The following is a 16,892-nucleotide window of genomic DNA, read 5'->3' on the forward strand; positions in this document are numbered from 1 at the left end:
TTTATTGCTCATACGTGTGGAGTAACGCTATGATTCAGGTTGAGTCAATGCTGGAAGTTGCAGACAATAGCGGTGCAAGGCGAGTTCAGTGCATTAAAGTACTGGGTGGCTCTCATCGTCGTTATGCATCAGTTGGCGACATTATTAAAGTAACGGTTAAAGAAGCCATTCCTCGCGGTCGTGTTAAAAAAGGCGACGTGATGAATGCGGTAGTTGTACGTACCAAAAAAGGCGTTCGTCGTCCTGATGGTTCTGTTCTGCGTTTTGATGACAATGCTGCGGTATTGTTAAACCAAAACAAAGCACCGATTGCAACTCGTATTTTTGGACCGGTAACTCGTGAACTACGTGGTGATCAGTTTATGAAAATTGTATCCCTAGCACCAGAAGTATTGTGAGGTAATCCATGTCAAAATTACGTAAAGGCGATACAGTTATCGTGATTGCTGGTAAAGATAAAGGCAAACAAGGTACTGTACAAGCTGTAAAAAACGATCGTATTAAAGTTGAAGGCATTAATATTGTTACTAAACATCAGAAGCCAAATCAGGCAACTGGCGTTGAAGGTGGCATTCTTAAGCAAGAAGCTTTTCTGCATATCTCAAATGTCGCAATATTAAATGCGCAAACCCAAAAAGCTGATCGTATTACTTATCAGTTCGGCGAAGACGGCAACAAACAACGCGTCTATCGTTCGAACGGTGAAGTAGTGGCGACTGCGTAAGACACTAAGGGTGTAATGGTAATGGCAAGATTAAAATCTTTATATAACGATGAACTAAAGCAGCAAATCAAAGAAGACCTTGGTTTAGCGAATGTGATGCAAGTGCCTAAAATCACTAAAATCACACTTAACATGGGTGTAGGCGGCGCGTCTCAAGACAAGAAATTGCTTGAAGGTGCTGTAGCTGATATGACCGCGATTGCTGGTCAAAAACCTGTGGTCACTAAAGCGCGTAAATCAGTTGCTGGCTTTAAGATTCGTGAAGAATGGCCAATTGGCTGTAAAGTAACGCTACGCGGTGAGCAAATGTACGAATTTTTAGATCGTCTCATTGCCATTGCAATTCCTCGTATTCGTGATTTCCGCGGTTTTTCACCTAAAGCCTTCGACGGACGTGGTAACTACTCATTGGGTATCAAAGAACAAATCGTATTCCCAGAAGTAGACTTTGACAAAATTGATCGTATCCGCGGTATGGATGTGACAATCACCACGTCAGCTGGTAATGATGAAGAAGGTCGTGCGTTACTCAAAGCATTCGGCTTCCCATTTAAATAAGGTAAAGACGTTATGGCAAAGAAGAGCATGATTAACCGCGAATTAAAGCGCGAAAAAATGGTTGCTAAATATGCTGAAAAGCGTATCAAGCTAAAAGAAACTATCAGTGATATGACTGCAAGTGACGAGACTCGTATGGAAGCGATGCTAGAGCTACAAGCTCTTCCACGTAATTCATCACCAGTACGTCTGCGCAATCGTTGTGCTATCACCGGTCGTCCTCACGGTTACTTCCGCAAGTTTGGCTTATCACGCAATATGCTGCGTGAGCGTGTCATGCAAGGCGATGTGCCTGGTGTTCGTAAAGCAAGCTGGTAAGGAGTAACTATATGAGTATGCAAGATACCGTTGGGGATATGCTAACCCGTATTCGTAACGCACAAATGGCTAACAAAGTATCGGTAGCAATGCCGAGCTCTAAATTACGTAAATCAATTGCTGATTTACTGGTTAGCGAAGGTTATGTAGCGAACGCTGTTGTTACTGAACAAGACAACAATAAAGCCACATTGACTATTGAACTGAAATACTTCGAAGGCAAAGCTGTCATCGAAACTATCCAACGTTTTAGCCGTCCTGGTTTACGCCAGCATCGCGGTAAAGACGCTATCCCTACTGTTAAGCAAGGTATGGGTGTTGCTATCGTATCGACTAGCCAAGGTATCATGAGCGATCGTGCTGCACGCGCTGCTGGTATCGGTGGTGAAATCGTTGCATTCGTTGCCTAATTAGCATTTATGCTATTGGTGATGAGACGACAAAGTCTACTTGAACCCCTTTAAGCTGTTGTAAGTCCATAATGATTTGTAATGAGCTTAAAGAAAGCTAAGCATTTGAAGTTGATAAAATTGAATGGTGCTTAATGGGAACAACTATGCTAAACTAGCAGGCTTTTTAGCCTGTTAGTTTTTTCGCTAATATAAAGAAGTTAATTTTTTAAGGAATATTCCTATGTCTCGTGTGGCTAAAGCCCCAGTGACGCTGCCAAACGGCGTAAGCGTTACTTTGAACGATCGGCAGGTCGAAGTGAAAGGCAAGAACGGCAATTTGTCTTTACGCCTGCATGAATTGGTCGAGCTGAAACAGGAAGATGATGCGATCATTTTCTCACCTACAGTCGATTCAAAAGAAGCCATGATGCACACTGGCACCATGCGCGCCCTGCTTAACAATTATGTTACTGGCGTGAATGAAGGCTTTGAAAGACGCCTTCAATTAATTGGTGTTGGTTATCGTGCGCAAGCTACTGGTAATAAAGTAACGCTAAACGTTGGTTACTCTCATCCAGTAGAATATACGCTACCTGAAGGTGTGTCAGCTGAAACCCCAACGCAAACTGAAATTGTTTTGAAATCAAACAATAAGCAGCAGCTTGGTCAAGCAGCGGCTAATATCCGTGGTTTCCGCCCACCAGAGCCTTATAAAGGCAAAGGTATTCGTTATAGCGACGAACATGTGGTTCGCAAAGAAGCTAAGAAAAAATAAGGTGAGTTGAAATGTTTGATAAAAAAGCAGCTCGTCTGCGTCGAGCTAAGAAAACCCGCGCGCATATCCGTCATTTAGGCGTACATCGCTTAACGGTTAATCGCACGCCAAAGCACATCTATGCCCAGATTATCTCTCCGAACGGTGGTGAAGTGATTGCTCAGGCATCTACCTTAGACGGCAGCTTGCGCTCAGGCGCGACTGGCAACGCTGATGCAGCGACGTCTGTAGGCCAAATGATCGCAGAACGCGCAAAAGCAGCTGGGGTTACTAAAGTTGCCTTTGACCGTAGTGGTTTTAAATATCATGGTCGAGTTAAAGCTTTAGCTGAAGCAGCTCGCGAAAACGGATTGGAGTTTTAATCATGGCTAGAAATGATAAAAATGAGCAAACAGACGGTTTAGTAGAACGCTTAGTTACCGTTGACCGCGTCGCAAAAGTAGTTAAAGGTGGTCGTATTTTCTCTTTCACCGCATTAACTGTTGTTGGTGATGGCAATGGTCGTGTTGGTTTTGGTCGTGGTAAAGCACGTGAAGTGCCAGCTGCTATTCAAAAAGCGCTAGAAGCTGCCAAACGCAACATGATTACTGTTGAGCTAAACGATGCAACTTTGTATCATCCGATCAAAGCACGTCATGGTGCTAGTAAAGTCTACATGCAGCCTGCATCTGAAGGTACTGGCGTAATCGCTGGTGGCGCAATGCGTGCTGTGTTAGAAGTTGCTGGTGTCAAAGATGTTTTGACTAAATGTTATGGTTCTACCAATACTGCTAACGTGGTTCGCGCTACGTTTAACGGTTTACGTGATATGTCAACTCCAGAGAAGATGGCAGCAAAACGTGGTAAATCTGTAGACGAAATCTTGGGTTAACTTAGACTAGGTGAGTTACGATGAAAAAAATGAAAGTCACTCAATTTAAATCGGGTGCCCATCGCCTAAAGAGCCACAAAGCGAGCTTGAAAGGATTGGGTTTACGCCGTATTAATCATACTGTTGAAGTAGAAGATACTCCTTCAACCCGTGGTATGGTCAATCGCGTCAACTACATGGTAAAAGTGGAGGAAGCGTAATGGGTCTTAGATTAAATGAATTATCACCAGGTGTTGGCGCAAAGAAAACTGCCCAACGTCGTGGTCGTGGTATCGGTTCAGGTCTTGGTAAGACTGGTGGTCGTGGTGTAAAAGGTCAGAAATCTCGTTCAGGTTCTAGCATACGCTCAGGATTTGAAGGTGGTCAAATGCCTTTATATCGCCGTCTACCAAAATTTGGTTTTACCAGTAGAATGGCAATGACGACTGCTGAAGTCCGTCTGTCTGAATTGAATAAAATTGAAGGCGATGTGGTCAGCATTGAAACACTTAAAGCTGCTAACCTTATCCGTCATGATATGAAGCGTGCTCGTGTAATGTTGTCAGGCGAAGTGACTAAAGCTTATACCTTTAAAGGTATTAAAGTGACTAAAGGCGCTAAGCAAGCAATCGAAGCTGCTGGTGGTAGCATCGAGGAGTAGTAACGTGTCAAAACAATCAATGTCATCGGCTGGTATACCGCTTAATCCATTTGCCTTCATACGCAAGTATGACGAATTATGGACACGTTTATTATTCTTAATCGGCGCATTGATTGTTTATCGTTTAGGGTCACATATTCCAGTTCCGGGTATCAACCCAGTTAACTTGGCTGATCTGTTTTCGCGCAACGAAAACACCATTCTGAGCATGTTTAATATGTTCTCAGGTGGTGCGCTAGAGCGTATGTCTATTATGGCGCTTGGTATTATGCCATATATTTCAGCATCGATTATTGTACAGATGATGTCTGCAGTACTGCCATCGCTTGAAGCCCTCAAAAAAGAAGGTGAAGCGGGACGACGCAAGCTAAACAAGTACACCCGTCAAGGGACACTTGCTTTAGCTCTAGTACAGTCATTAGGAATGTGTGCTGGCTTAATCAGCCAAAATCTTACTTTATCCTCTGGTTTGACTTTTTATATTCCAGCCGTTACTTCATTAGTAGCGGGCGCAATGTTCTTAATGTGGCTTGGTGAGCAGATTACAGAGCGCGGCGTTGGTAATGGTATCTCAATGCTTATTTTTGCGAGCATTGTGGCTGGTACGCCAGGTATGATTTCGCAGTCTATCGAACAGGTCAATCAAGGTCAGATGAACCTGATTGTACTGTTCATTTTTGTACTATTAGGCATCACGGTTACTGCAGGTATTGTTTATATTGAACGTGCTCAGCGCCGTGTCCCTGTCAACTATGCACAAAAACAGCAACAAGGTCGCAAGATATACGCTCAACAGCAATCACATTTGCCGTTGAAGCTGAACATGGCAGGGGTTATCCCAGCTATTTTTGCCAGTTCTTTGTTACTGTTCCCTGCAAGTTTAGGGCAGTGGGTTGGTCAATCAACTGATCCTACTTTTGTACAAAAAATATTGCAAAATATGGCATTGGTGTTGTCCCCAGGGCAGCCGCTGTATTTAGTACTATTTGGCGCGATGATTATTTTCTTCTGTTATTTTTATACGGCATTGGTATTTAGCCCGCGTGAAGTAGCAGAAAACCTTAAGCGTAGTGGTGCGTATATCCCTGGTATTCGCCCTGGACAACAAACTCAGCGTTACCTCGATCATGTATTAAACCGACTGACCTTTATTGGCGCGATGTATATGACGGTTATTTGTTTAATGCCGATGGTCGTCCAGTCATCGTTTGGTGTGCCGTTTCAACTCGGTGGTACATCTTTACTGATTATGGTGGTTGTGGTAATGGACTTCATCTCGCAGATTCAAGCGCATTTGATGACCCATCAATATCATGATCAGACGTTAATTCAATCGCCCACTCAACCTTAAATGAGCGGTACGATATTTCAAGGAGTATGCTATGAAAGTTCAAGCATCAGTTAAGAAGATTTGTGGTAGCTGTAAAGTTGTGCGTCGTAAAGGCCGTGTACATATCATCTGTACAGCAGAACCGCGCCACAAGCAACGTCAAGGTTAATATTTAGTATCATAAAATTTTAAACTTTTGTTACTATCTAAATTAATACTTGAAAAATAACGGCGGATGGGATATCATCCGCCACTTGCCGTGTTTATGCAGAATATTTTGTAATGCTGTCAATGGTTAGGCTTTTAACTAAGCCAAAACAGCGACAGTGACCATAATATATTTAGTATTAACAGCAACAATTCTGAAGAATAATGCCTTATTGATAAATAACGCTTATTTTTCTTTAATGGAGAGAAATCAATGGCTCGTATTGCCGGCGTAAACATTCCGGATAATAAGCATGCTGTTATTTCACTAACTTACATCTTTGGTGTAGGTCGTACCACTGCTCAGAAAATATTAGAAGCAGTTGGCATTGCCCCTACTACTAAAGTTAGTCAGTTAGATGATACACAGTTAGATGCTATCCGTGCACAAATTGCAAATTACATGACTGAAGGTGATCTTCGTCGTGAAGTTTCAATGAATATCAAGCGTTTAGTTGATCTTGGTTGTTACCGTGGCATACGCCATCGTCGTAACCTACCAGTTAGAGGTCAGAACACCAAGAACAACGCTCGTACTCGTAAGGGTCCGACACGCCCTCTCAAAAGATAATTAACTTAGGAAGCTAAAAGATGGCAAAAGACACTCGCAGTCGCAAAAAGGTGGCTCGTCGTTCAGTATCGGAGGGCATAGCCCATATCCATGCGTCTTTTAATAACACCATTGTTACGATTACCGATCGTCAGGGTAATGCATTGGCTTGGGCCACTTCAGGTGGACAAGGCTTCCGTGGTTCACGTAAATCTACACCATTTGCAGCTCAGGTTGCAGCTGAAGTCGCTGGTAAAGCGGCTCAAGAATATGGTGTTAAGAATATCGACGTTTTGGTCAAAGGACCAGGACCGGGTCGTGAGTCTGCGGTAAGAGCACTAGGTGCATTGGGTTATAAAGTTAACAGCATCTCTGATGTAACCCCAATCCCACACAATGGTTGCCGTGCGCCGAAAAAGCGCCGCGTCTAATATTAAAGACGAAGCTTTTTATCCCAAAAGCTTATAGGAGACATAACAATGGCCCGCTATATTGGACCAAAACTCAAATTATCACGTCGTGAAGGTACAGACTTAGGCCTTAAGTCTGGTGTTAAACCATACGATGTTAAAACGAAAAAAGCTGGTCGTCCACCAGGTCAACATGGCGTTAGCCGTAATAAGACCTCAGAATATGCTCTACAGCTGCGTGAAAAGCAGAAAGTTAAGCGTATTTATGGTGTACTAGAGCGTCAATTCGCTAACTACTATAAAGAAGCTGCTCGTAAGCGCGGTGCTACCGGTGAAAACCTACTAGCCATGCTTGAGAGCCGTCTAGATAACGTTGTATATCGCATGGGCTTTGGCTCAACTCGCGCAGAAGCACGTCAGCTAGTCAGTCATCGTACTGTTATGGTAAAAAAAGCTGGCCGTGATGAGTTTGTTCGTGTGAATATTCCATCAATTCAGCTTCAAGATGGTGATGTCATCGCTATCCAAGAGAAGTCTCGCGAACAACTACGTATTAAAAACGCTATCGAATTAGCGACACAACGTGGTATTCCAGAATGGCTAGATGTTGATCACAGCAAACTACAAGGCACGTTTAAACAAGCGCCTGATCGTATTGATCTACCTGCTGAAATCAACGAAAGCTTGATCGTTGAGCTATACTCTAAGTAAATGACGTACTGCTCGATGTCATGAAAATGGCATTGAGCAATTAACGTTAATTAAACCAGTTTAATAAATCGAGGTGACATCATGATGCTAAATGCAACTGAGTTTCTAACGCCGAATGCCATTAACGTGGATACGGTTAACGAAACGATTGCGAAAGTCACGCTCGAACCGTTAGAACGCGGCTTTGGGCATACCCTAGGTAATGCCTTACGTCGTATCTTGTTATCTTCATTACCTGGTGCTGCAGTCATTGAAGCTGAGATTGATGGCGTTGACCATGAATACTCTACGCTTGAAGGGCTACAAGAAGATGTACTTGACTTGCTTTTGAACTTAAAAGGCTTGGCAATTACGCTTCATGACCAAAATGAAGTATTTTTGACCTTGGATAAACAAGGTCCAGGCACTATTACTGCTGCAGATATCGCGCTACCACACAATGTTGACATCATCAATCCAGAATTGGTATTGGGTACATTGAGTGATCGTGGTCATCTTAAGATGCGTTTGCGCGTAGTAATGGGTCGTGGATATGAGCCAGCAAACCAGCGCCGTGAAGATGGTGATACTAAGGCAATTGGACGCTTAAAGCTTGATGCAAGTTTTAGTCCTGTGCTTCGTGTTGCCTATCAGGTTGAGAACGCTCGTGTAGAGCAGCGTACTGATCTTGATCGTCTTATCATTGAGCTTGAAACTAATGGCACTATAGATCCAGAAGAAGCAATTCGTAAAGCAGCCACTATTTTACAACAACAGATTTCTATCTTTGTTGACCTAGAAGCTGAAGAAGCGCCTGAGCCTGTGAAAGAGAAAGAAGAGGTTGATCCGGTGCTATTACGCCCTGTGGACGATCTTGAACTAACGGTTCGCTCAGCCAACTGCTTGAAAGCTGAAAACATTTACTATATCGGTGATTTGGTACAACGTTCAGAGACTGAACTTCTAAAAACCCCAAATCTTGGTAAGAAATCATTAACGGAAATCAAAGACGTTTTAGCGTCTAAAGATTTAGAGCTCGGTATGCGCCTAGATAACTGGCCACCAGCTGATTTACGTGTTGATGATCGCTTTTCTTATCGTAGCCGTTAAACTTTAAGGATTTTTGACTATGCGCCATCGTAAGAGTGGAGTCAAGCTGGGTCGTACCGGCAGTCATCGTAAGGCAATGTTTCAGAACATGACTAACTCATTATTTGAGCATGAACTGATCAAAACAACTTTACCAAAAGCTAAAGAACTACGTCGCGTTGCCGAGCCATTGATCACTATGGCTAAAGAAGACAGCGTTGCTAACCGTCGTTTAGCATTCAGTCGTATGCGTAGCAAAGCTATGGTAGGCAAACTATTTGGCACGTTAGGTCCTCGTTACCAGACGCGTCCAGGTGGTTATTTGCGTATCGTAAAATGCGGTCATCGTGATGGTGACAATGCGCCAATGGCATATGTAGAATTGGTTGATCGTGACTAATTTTATACTGAATATATGATTCATAAAAAAGCTCCAATCGATTGGAGCTTTTTTTTATGCGTTTAAATAAGTAGTTACAACAACAAAGAACTAACGTCAGCAGCACCTTGTCTGATGATTTCAGGCTGGCTACTGGTCATATCAACGATAGTGGTTAGCTTAGTGGTCTTTATACCTGCGTTGATGAGACCGTCTATTTGGTTGCTTAACAGATCTTCTATTTCAAATGGATCATCAAGTATATCATCGCGATTTGGTAATATTAATGAGCTGGTTAGGATAGGTTCATCCATGGCTGCCAAGAGTGCTTGGGCAATAGGATTACTTGGCACACGAATACCAATGGTTTTTTTCTTCGCATGTGCCAGTTTCTTTGGTACGTCTTTTGTGGCATTAAGAATAAAGGTAATAGGAGCTGGCGTATGAGCCTTAAGCTGCTTAAACTGCACATTATCCACTGCTGCATAATTAGCAATTTCACTTAAATCTCGGCACAATAGCGTAAATTGATGCTTATCATCAAGCTCACGGATTTGTTTTAATTTTTCGAGGGCGTCTTTTGCGCCTAAACGACAACCAAAAGCATAGCTAGTATCAGTAGGATAAATGATTAACTGATCCTTACGTAATAGATCAGCGGCTTGCTCAATAAGACGTGGCTGCGGATTTTCGGGATGAATATAGAGCACTTGCATAATAGTTCCTTGTTTTATAATTATAGGTTATATGCTTTTGAGATGGTGGATGAGTTGTTATCAAATAAATAATGCTAGAAAGAAATAAGAGTAGTAATGAGTTAATCCTTTGCTAGCTTAGCTTTGTCTTAGCTGTGCCACAAAAGCTACTTATCTATCAGTATAGCTTAAAGCAAATATAAGTTTATTGGCAAGGCGTTACGGTTGGTAGGAAATCGTTAACAGTTTACAAGCATCGCTGTCATGAACCTTATAGAGATTTATAGTGGCTAGCTGTTAGTTAATTTATCGTTACAAACACTTAATAATACCCGTAGCAAAGTTTTGGCATCACGTGGCAGCGTTACTGGCTTGGCAATATAGGCTTCAACTTGTAAATAAACGTCATGAGCAAAAGTGCTACCACTGGTATCGAAGTCGGCAAACAGATTGTCCTGTGAGACTCGAAAGTGATATCCACAGGCAAGAGTGAATAAACACTCAAGCGCCTGCGGTTTAATCTCTACGCGCTCAAATGCTTGCTGCTGAGAGGCTGAACGCCCATCTGGTGCATACCAGTAGCCAAAGTCGGGTAGGCCTCTACGTTCTTTACCAGCGACACACCAATGGCTTAGCTCATGCAGCGCACTAGCAAAAAATCCGTTGGCAAACTCGATTCGCGCTGGCTGATTGTTCTGAGTAGGGAAATATTCTGGTTCACCATCACCAAATACTAATATCACTTGATGCTTGGCAAACACGGTATTAAATAAACAGATAAGCCAATTGGTTGCTGCTTTTTCAGTATCTGCTATAGAAGCGCTTTTCTTAGACAGTTTTTGCCATTGATCTGCTAAATCTTTTAGGTTTGTATTTACTTTAGAATTGAGTGCACAAGTCTTTAGATTGCTCATAGGGCATTCTATAGCTGTATCTTCTAAGTCAGTGAGATGTTGAAGCAAAAGAGCCTTATCAATAGAAGACCACAATGCAGAAAAATCAGGGTTGGCGGTAGGCGATATCATAGATAGAAGATTGACCGAATAAAAAATAAGAGACTGTTGGTACTCTATACATGAAATGAGTAAATAAAAATGTGAGGCAACCCAAAGGTCAAAAAATCTTAACATACTAGCGCTAGCGCTACTCAGCGCTTTCCGCTAGTATGGCAGGCAATATTATACACCGTTTTTGATGAATGAGGCCGCGTATGTCAAGCACTCCAGTAAGCAAGCCTTCAGCGGCTCAAGCTGATAATATGCAGAATCCTATATCGAGTAATATGCCCGAACACCTTTCCTTAAATAAATGGGAAGACACTGGCTTTGAGTGGGCAGGAGAGATAGAACCTACCTCTTTTGAGCGTCTTTCCGCTATACTGACGACCGAGCATGAACAAGAAAAAATCCAGCTCACTGCCAATCTTTATCGTCGTAATAATGTCTTACATCTATCATTTAAATTGGCGGGTGATGTATGGCTAACTTGCCAGCGCTGCTTGCAACCCGTAGCCACTGACTTAACTGATGATTATGATATTGCACTACTCGATGACGAGAGCCAAGTGCGCCTAGTCAATGAAGAGCAGGACTATTTATTGCTTGATGAAGTCATTACTGAGCAGTCGCCAGAGCGCTTATTGCCTTTGAAAAAATTGGTTGAAGATGAAATATTGCTTAAAACACCGATGGCACCGAAGCACGATGACTGTGAAATGACGGTTGAGCAATTTGGTGAGATACCTGAAGAAGAAGAAAATGAAAATCCTTTTGCCGCTTTAGCATCGTTGAAAGGCAAGTTATAAAAGAAAAAATGCTGTATTCAATTGATTTAGAATGCCTTTTATCGGCTTTGTGCAGAAGAGTCGTATGCAGGGCTTTATTAATCGATGAAACATGCGTATAATGTCCCGTTTATTGCATTCTAGCAACAGGTTACTTGCAGATAAAAACTGACTAGGCAAATTGACTATAGATTTTAGACGTAGTTAGCATTTTAATGCACGTGGCAATCTATTTAACTAATGATGCGTAAGACTTAGGTTGTTGTGATTATATAGCCTCTGTCAGTATCGACTAAAGCTGAATTTTAAGCTTATCCCTTTTAAGTATAGGAGCTATATCATGGCTGTTCAAAAAAGTCGTAAAAGCCGTTCTCGTCGTGACATGCGCCGTTCACACCATCGTATGGAAGTGGCTGAGCTAAGCGTAGATGCTACCACTGGTGAAAAACATCGTCGTCATCACATGACTAAAGATGGTTTTTATCGTGGTCGTCAGTTGTTCAAGGTCAGTCAAGACGCTTAATTGACTATTTAATCAGTGATGCAACAATACGATGGTGCTGATGGCACTTTACGGCTTTTTGTACCGCTATTATTAGGCAATAAGTTTTGAGCTAAAGAAAGCCAAGTTATTTCGCTACCATATATTATGTGGTGGGATAACTTGGCTTTTTGCTATGAATTTTTTATGACGTAGCTCCCTATCATTGGTTTTTATCACGTAATTTTTTATCAAATGCGGTGCCTAAAAAACTGTCAAAAGCTAAATATTATCTTACCTTAACGCCTCATTTTTTCATCAGCTATGATAATAGTATCTGTCAGTGTATAGTTTACTTATAATCAGCTGTCTGAGTGATCAGTTAAAAATATAACTCTAGACCGCCCCTAATTTTACAATACTCCCGATTATCTTTAGGGATGTTTTCAATTACATAAGGAATATTGGTTATGGCCTCTGTACCCGATATGATAAAAAAACAGCCAACCCGCATTGCGGTGCTTTTCCCTGGTCAAGGCTCACAAATTGTTGGTATGACCAGCGAGCTCGCTGAAGCTTATCCAGAGATTCGTGATACTTTTGCTGAAGCAAGCGAAGCACTGGGTGAAGACTTATGGGCAATTTGTCAGGATGAAGAAAAGCTCAATCAAACGCAATATACTCAGCCAGCCTTATTGACGGCTAGTATTGCCATTTGGCGTATTCTACAACCAAAATTCAAAAAAGCGCCGTGCTATCTAGCGGGTCATTCTCTAGGTGAGTACAGCGCCCTTTGTGCCGCTGGAGTGATATCTCTTGCTGATGCGGTGAGATTGGTACATACGCGCGGTCAGTTGATGCAGGAGGCGGTAGTAGGTATCGATACAGCGATGGCAGCAGTGCTAGGGCTTGAAGATCATCGTGTGGAAAACTTGTGCGAGCAGGCAACCGAGCATGTTGATGGCGCGATTGTCGGAGCGGCAAATTTCAATAGTCCAGGACAAGTTGTGGTCTCAGGAAATGCGGCAGGCGTCACAGCTGTCATCGATAAAGTAAAAAATACTGGCAAAAAAGCCATCCCACTAAAGGTGAGCGTGCCATCACATTGTGCGCTTATGGCGCCAGCAAGTAGTGCTTTAGCGGAAGCCTTAGCAGCTATTAAGTTTGATCAAGCAACCATTCCGGTTATTCAAAACCGTCATGCGCGTGTTGAGAGTAGTGCGGCAGGTATTAAGCAAGCATTAACCGAGCAGCTAAGTGAGCCAGTACTATGGTCAAAGACCATGCAAGAGCTGGCTGATAAGCAAATTAATATTTTAATCGAGTGTGGCAGTGGCAATGTATTGAGCAATTTGGCCAAGCGTCAAGCGCAACCAATTGCCAGCTATCCTACTGACAAGCCCACCCGTCTTGATAAATTAATGGAGGTATTATCATGAGCCGTACGATTACCCTAGTGACTGGTGCCAGTCGCGGTATTGGCAAGGCAGTCGCCAAACGTTTTGCAAAGGAAGGACATTTCGTGATTGGGACAGCCACCACAGAAAAAGGTGCTGAACTTGTTGATGGTTATCTACATGATAGTGGTGGTATTGGCCGTGTATTAGATGTACGCGATACGGCACAAATCGATAAGCTATTTGAAGAAATTGAAAGCGTCTATGGCGCGGTGCAAGTGCTGGTCAATAATGCTGGTATTACCCAAGACGGTCTATTGATGCGCATGAAAGATGAAGATTGGGAGAACGTGGTTGATACCAATTTGACATCGGTTTATCGTATGAGCAAACGTGCAGTACGCGGTATGATGAAGGCGCGTCGTGGTCGTATCATTAATATTACCTCTGTCGTTGCTCAAATGGGCAATGCTGGTCAGTCTAATTACGCAGCGACTAAAGCGGGCGTAGAAGGTTTCAGCCGTACACTCGCACGTGAAATCGGCTCACGCCAAGTCACGATCAACTGTGTGGCACCCGGTTTAATTGAGACGGATATGACGGATGAGCTTGACGAGCGCCTACTAAATTCGATGCTAGATGCCGTGCCTATTAGTCGTCTTGGGCAGCCAGAAGACATCGCAGCAGCAGTGCATTTCTTAGCCAGTGATGAAGCCAGCTACATCACAGGTGCTGTTATTCCTGTCAACGGCGGCATGTATATGTAGGTGACGCACAAGTGTTACATACTTATAATAAAAAACTGTGTGAACGAGTGTAAACTATAATAAAGGGTGCTATAATGACGAATACTTTTACGTCAAAGCCCTGTATGATAGCAGGGCTTTACTAGACATTAGACAGAACGTATAACGTGTCATAGAGTACTCAGACGGCAATGCTGATCTGGCAAATTCCATTTTATATACTAGGCGATAACGTTTAACTATCGCGCTATCGCAGTTTATTAAAAATAATAGATGATAAAGGAGTAATCTACATGAGTAATGATACCGAGCTAAGAGTAAAGGCGGCAGTAGCTGAGCAATTAGGTATGAACGTTGAAGACATCAACAACGATGCTTCATTTATGGAAGATTTAGGCGCTGATTCATTGGATCTAGTCGAATTGGTTATGTCATTCGAGAGCGATTTTGGCATCACTATTCCTGATGAAGATTCAGCTGAATTGACGACGGTTCAAAAAGCAATCGACTACGTACAAGCCCAGCTATAACCCGCTATTTGCTTAGCAAGTCTTACAATGCCGTTTATCTATACAGCATAGATAAGCGGTTTTTTTATGTTTGTTATTTATTCTAAGAGTCTATCCCAGTCATTTATGCTCATCTAGTGATTCATTTCATTAACATAAGCTACGCCAAATCAACATTACTCAACATACTATTACTATTCATCATATGTGTCTTTGCCTATACTAATAATGGTAAACAAGAAATAATAGTAATTACTAGATATAATTACCATTAAAAGAATAACGATTAATAATAAATAATAGTATTTCAAGGAGCAGTTATATGGGTATGTTTAGTTTCGCAAAAGACATCGGTGATAAGATTTTTAACCGTGACGACGAAAAGCATGATGCTAAATCAGAAACCAAAGCAGATGCTAGTACGCCTGTCGCCAGCGGTGAGCCTTCAGCACAATCGGTTGCCAACATTTTGCTACGTCGCATCCAGCAGCAGAACCTCAATATCAGTAACCTAAAAATCAAATATAACGGTTCAACGGATACTGCTGAAATCAGCGGTAACGCCAAAACACAGGCCGACCGTGAAAAAGCCATTATCGCTATTGGTAATGTCCAAAATGTCGCTAAAGTCATTGATAACATTGATATCGAAGAAGATGCGCCTGAATCTACGATGTATACTGTAAAGTCTGGTGACAGCCTATCTAAGATAGCTAAAGATGTTTATGGTTCATCTGGTGATTATACAAAAATCTTTGAAGCCAATAAGCCTATGCTGTCTGATCCAGACAAAATTTATCCTGGTCAAGTATTGCGCATTCCCAAGCCGTAATTTTTAATCCATAATTTCTAATCCATAACTCCTAAGCTTAATCAGCATTAGTATGTCCAATAGAATAAAAAATGCCTCTTTAGTAAGAGGCGTTTTTGTGTCTAAAAGGCATAGGTTTACCGATTATTGATATTTAATTTCTCAGTTTGTTCCGTAAGCGCCCAATTAATATGTTCGTCCAGCATGTCGTTATGCAAGCCTAACTTAGACCGTAGGTGAGTGACGATTTCTGTACTGGGATTAGCATTGCCAAGTCCGATGGCGATATTGCGCAAAAAGTTCACATAGCCTGTGCGCCTGAGCGGACTGCCTTCAGTTTTTTTCATAAACTCTGCTTCTTGCCATTGCCACAGCTCAAGCAAACTGCTGTTGTCAAGCTGATGCCGTGGTGTGAAATCTTCTACGGTTGTAAGGTTGGCGTAGCGATTCCACGGACAAATGAGCTGACAGTCGTCACAACCGAAGACGCGGTTGCCAATCGCCCGTCGATATTTGGTATCAATGATGCCATCATGCTCAATCGTTAAATAAGAAATACAGGCAGAAGCATTGAGCTCATAGGGTGCGACAATCGCTTGGGTTGGGCAGATATCAATACAGGCACTGCAACTGCCGCAATGTTCTTTTACTGGTTCATCATCCGGCAACTCAAGACTCATAAACAACTCACCCAGCACAAAGAATGAGCCCGCTTGTTTGTTTAGCAGCAGCGTATGCTTTCCCGTCCAGCCAAGTCCTGCTGCATCTGCAATAGGACGCTCAAAGATAGGGGCAGAGTCACTAAAAGGCCTGAAAATAAATTCTGCCTCAGCCCCAATATCCAGATGCTGCCATTCGGCAAGCATCGCTTCTATCTTTAAGGCCAATTGCTTTAAGCGGCTGCGCATTGTCTTATGATAATCGCGGCCTCTGGCATAACGCGCAATGATACCCTGATTGGGATGATCATCATCAGTGACCGCACGCGGGGTAGGTGTCTGAGTGAGGTAATCCATACGCACGCTGATGATGGTTTTTGCTCCTTCTACCAGTTGGGCAGGATGCGCACGTAGGTGGTGATTGTTATGCATAAACTGCAATTGGCCTTCATAGCCTTTATCCAGCCACCGTTGCAATTGTTCAATTTGTTGAGTAAATAAAGGATGATGCACGGATAGGAAACCACAGTCGGCAAACCCTAAAGACTGTGCTTGAGCCTTGATCCATTGCTTTACCTCTGCGGTGGTAGCAAATGTTGGGCTATTACTCACAGTAATCTTTTTTTCGGGCGCAGGGTTAGGCTCAGGAGACGTTTTCTGCTGACTTAAAGGGACAGGCAAGTTTGCTTTAGAAGGATTATTCATGTGTGATAGCAGGAAATAGAGTGAATACCGATATGATAAGCCAGTGAGCTAAGAGCGCAAGTATAAAAGCAAATAAACTCACATTTCATATTGATACATAAGTCAAAGTGAGCTTTTGCTAAGCTTAGACAAGCGAATAACCAGCAAGTTTTGATATGATAAAAAACCAATAA

The 16,892-nt window shown here is 42.5% G+C and carries 26 protein-coding genes; 23 read left to right on the forward strand and 3 right to left on the reverse strand.

Going from position 1 to position 16,892, the window contains the following annotated elements; translation table 11 throughout:
- Nucleotides 1-29: 29 nt before the first annotated feature.
- The 17 genes from rplN to rplQ all read left to right on the forward strand — a co-directional run bounded on the left by rplN (nucleotide 30) and on the right by rplQ (nucleotide 8,954).
- Complete coding sequence (gene rplN, locus AAEY72_RS11825; RefSeq protein WP_010196702.1) at nucleotides 30-398, forward strand: 50S ribosomal protein L14; 369 nt, start codon at nucleotides 30-32, stop codon at nucleotides 396-398.
- Between the two features lie 8 nt (nucleotides 399-406).
- Complete coding sequence (gene rplX, locus AAEY72_RS11830; protein WP_010196703.1) at nucleotides 407-724, forward strand: 50S ribosomal protein L24; 318 nt, start codon at nucleotides 407-409, stop codon at nucleotides 722-724.
- A gap of 21 nt (nucleotides 725-745) precedes the next feature.
- Nucleotides 746-1,282 carry a 50S ribosomal protein L5 gene (gene rplE / locus AAEY72_RS11835; protein ID WP_010196704.1) on the forward strand — a complete coding sequence of 179 codons (537 nt, stop codon included), beginning with the start codon at nucleotides 746-748 and terminating at the stop codon, nucleotides 1,280-1,282.
- A gap of 12 nt (nucleotides 1,283-1,294) precedes the next feature.
- Nucleotides 1,295-1,600 carry a 30S ribosomal protein S14 gene (gene rpsN / locus AAEY72_RS11840; protein WP_010196705.1) on the forward strand — a complete coding sequence of 102 codons (306 nt, stop codon included), beginning with the start codon at nucleotides 1,295-1,297 and terminating at the stop codon, nucleotides 1,598-1,600.
- An 11-nt stretch (nucleotides 1,601-1,611) separates the two neighbouring features.
- Complete coding sequence (rpsH, locus tag AAEY72_RS11845) at nucleotides 1,612-2,010, forward strand: 30S ribosomal protein S8 (protein ID WP_010196706.1); 399 nt, start codon at nucleotides 1,612-1,614, stop codon at nucleotides 2,008-2,010.
- 223 nt (nucleotides 2,011-2,233) lie between these two features.
- Nucleotides 2,234-2,767: a 50S ribosomal protein L6 gene (rplF, locus tag AAEY72_RS11850; protein ID WP_010196707.1), complete on the forward strand. Its 534-nt coding sequence runs from the start codon at nucleotides 2,234-2,236 to the stop codon at nucleotides 2,765-2,767.
- 11 nt (nucleotides 2,768-2,778) lie between these two features.
- A complete protein-coding gene (gene rplR / locus AAEY72_RS11855; protein WP_010196708.1) occupies nucleotides 2,779-3,129 on the forward strand; it encodes a 50S ribosomal protein L18 in 351 nt (116 codons plus the stop codon).
- A gap of 2 nt (nucleotides 3,130-3,131) precedes the next feature.
- On the forward strand, nucleotides 3,132-3,638 hold the full coding sequence (gene rpsE / locus AAEY72_RS11860) for a 30S ribosomal protein S5 (protein WP_352310655.1): 507 nt from the start codon (nucleotides 3,132-3,134) through the stop codon (nucleotides 3,636-3,638).
- Nucleotides 3,639-3,658: 20 nt separating this feature from the next.
- Nucleotides 3,659-3,838: a 50S ribosomal protein L30 gene (gene rpmD, locus AAEY72_RS11865; RefSeq protein WP_010196714.1), complete on the forward strand. Its 180-nt coding sequence runs from the start codon at nucleotides 3,659-3,661 to the stop codon at nucleotides 3,836-3,838.
- Complete coding sequence (gene rplO / locus AAEY72_RS11870; RefSeq protein ID WP_010196716.1) at nucleotides 3,838-4,278, forward strand: 50S ribosomal protein L15; 441 nt, start codon at nucleotides 3,838-3,840, stop codon at nucleotides 4,276-4,278. The genes rpmD and rplO overlap by 1 nt, the downstream gene beginning before the upstream one ends.
- A gap of 19 nt (nucleotides 4,279-4,297) precedes the next feature.
- Nucleotides 4,298-5,629 carry a preprotein translocase subunit SecY gene (secY, locus tag AAEY72_RS11875; RefSeq protein ID WP_352310680.1) on the forward strand — a complete coding sequence of 444 codons (1,332 nt, stop codon included), beginning with the start codon at nucleotides 4,298-4,300 and terminating at the stop codon, nucleotides 5,627-5,629.
- Nucleotides 5,630-5,660: 31 nt separating this feature from the next.
- Complete coding sequence (gene rpmJ, locus AAEY72_RS11880) at nucleotides 5,661-5,777, forward strand: 50S ribosomal protein L36 (RefSeq protein WP_010196721.1); 117 nt, start codon at nucleotides 5,661-5,663, stop codon at nucleotides 5,775-5,777.
- A gap of 252 nt (nucleotides 5,778-6,029) precedes the next feature.
- Nucleotides 6,030-6,386, forward strand: coding sequence for a 30S ribosomal protein S13 (gene rpsM / locus AAEY72_RS11885; protein ID WP_010196723.1), 357 nt, complete (start codon nucleotides 6,030-6,032; stop codon nucleotides 6,384-6,386).
- Nucleotides 6,387-6,406: 20 nt separating this feature from the next.
- On the forward strand, nucleotides 6,407-6,796 hold the full coding sequence (gene rpsK, locus AAEY72_RS11890) for a 30S ribosomal protein S11 (RefSeq protein ID WP_010196728.1): 390 nt from the start codon (nucleotides 6,407-6,409) through the stop codon (nucleotides 6,794-6,796).
- A 48-nt stretch (nucleotides 6,797-6,844) separates the two neighbouring features.
- On the forward strand, nucleotides 6,845-7,486 hold the full coding sequence (rpsD, locus tag AAEY72_RS11895; protein WP_010196731.1) for a 30S ribosomal protein S4: 642 nt from the start codon (nucleotides 6,845-6,847) through the stop codon (nucleotides 7,484-7,486).
- Nucleotides 7,487-7,567: 81 nt separating this feature from the next.
- Nucleotides 7,568-8,575, forward strand: a complete 1,008-nt coding sequence (locus tag AAEY72_RS11900) for a DNA-directed RNA polymerase subunit alpha (protein WP_021813386.1) — start codon at nucleotides 7,568-7,570, stop codon at nucleotides 8,573-8,575.
- Nucleotides 8,576-8,594: 19 nt separating this feature from the next.
- Nucleotides 8,595-8,954 (forward strand): 50S ribosomal protein L17, encoded by a 360-nt coding sequence (gene rplQ, locus AAEY72_RS11905; RefSeq protein ID WP_010196736.1) that lies wholly within the window; start codon nucleotides 8,595-8,597, stop codon nucleotides 8,952-8,954.
- A 74-nt stretch (nucleotides 8,955-9,028) separates the two neighbouring features.
- Here rplQ and AAEY72_RS11910 read toward each other — a convergent pair whose 3' ends face one another.
- A complete protein-coding gene (locus AAEY72_RS11910; RefSeq protein WP_010196739.1) occupies nucleotides 9,029-9,649 on the reverse strand; it encodes an L-threonylcarbamoyladenylate synthase in 621 nt (206 codons plus the stop codon).
- Nucleotides 9,650-9,918: 269 nt separating this feature from the next.
- Nucleotides 9,919-10,653: an elongation factor P hydroxylase gene (locus AAEY72_RS11915; RefSeq protein WP_352310656.1), complete on the reverse strand. Its 735-nt coding sequence runs from the start codon at nucleotides 10,651-10,653 to the stop codon at nucleotides 9,919-9,921.
- A gap of 185 nt (nucleotides 10,654-10,838) precedes the next feature.
- Here AAEY72_RS11915 and AAEY72_RS11920 point away from each other — a divergent pair, with 185 nt between their 5' ends.
- The 6 genes from AAEY72_RS11920 (at nucleotide 10,839) to lysM (ending at nucleotide 15,376) form a co-directional block, all read left to right on the forward strand.
- On the forward strand, nucleotides 10,839-11,432 hold the full coding sequence (locus AAEY72_RS11920) for a YceD family protein (RefSeq protein WP_194621023.1): 594 nt from the start codon (nucleotides 10,839-10,841) through the stop codon (nucleotides 11,430-11,432).
- Nucleotides 11,433-11,751: 319 nt separating this feature from the next.
- Nucleotides 11,752-11,934: a 50S ribosomal protein L32 gene (rpmF, locus tag AAEY72_RS11925; protein ID WP_010196743.1), complete on the forward strand. Its 183-nt coding sequence runs from the start codon at nucleotides 11,752-11,754 to the stop codon at nucleotides 11,932-11,934.
- A gap of 428 nt (nucleotides 11,935-12,362) precedes the next feature.
- Nucleotides 12,363-13,331, forward strand: coding sequence for an ACP S-malonyltransferase (gene fabD, locus AAEY72_RS11930; protein ID WP_201592911.1), 969 nt, complete (start codon nucleotides 12,363-12,365; stop codon nucleotides 13,329-13,331).
- Nucleotides 13,322-14,056 carry a 3-oxoacyl-ACP reductase FabG gene (gene fabG, locus AAEY72_RS11935; RefSeq protein ID WP_240216692.1) on the forward strand — a complete coding sequence of 245 codons (735 nt, stop codon included), beginning with the start codon at nucleotides 13,322-13,324 and terminating at the stop codon, nucleotides 14,054-14,056. Before fabD ends, fabG begins: the two co-directional genes overlap by 10 nt.
- A 272-nt stretch (nucleotides 14,057-14,328) precedes the next feature.
- The gene (acpP, locus tag AAEY72_RS11940; protein WP_025652201.1) at nucleotides 14,329-14,565 is read left to right on the forward strand and encodes an acyl carrier protein; all 237 of its coding nucleotides are present in this window, start codon (nucleotides 14,329-14,331) and stop codon (nucleotides 14,563-14,565) included.
- 301 nt (nucleotides 14,566-14,866) lie between these two features.
- Complete coding sequence (gene lysM, locus AAEY72_RS11945; protein ID WP_010196747.1) at nucleotides 14,867-15,376, forward strand: peptidoglycan-binding protein LysM; 510 nt, start codon at nucleotides 14,867-14,869, stop codon at nucleotides 15,374-15,376.
- Between the two features lie 116 nt (nucleotides 15,377-15,492).
- Here lysM and queG read toward each other — a convergent pair whose 3' ends face one another.
- The gene (gene queG, locus AAEY72_RS11950) at nucleotides 15,493-16,719 is read right to left on the reverse strand and encodes a tRNA epoxyqueuosine(34) reductase QueG (RefSeq protein ID WP_352310657.1); all 1,227 of its coding nucleotides are present in this window, start codon (nucleotides 16,717-16,719) and stop codon (nucleotides 15,493-15,495) included.
- Nucleotides 16,720-16,892 lie beyond the last annotated feature (173 nt).

It is taken from the genome of Psychrobacter sp. W2-37-MNA-CIBAN-0211 (assembly GCF_040309405.1).
GTDB classification, from domain to species: domain Bacteria; phylum Pseudomonadota; class Gammaproteobacteria; order Pseudomonadales; family Moraxellaceae; genus Psychrobacter; species Psychrobacter glaciei.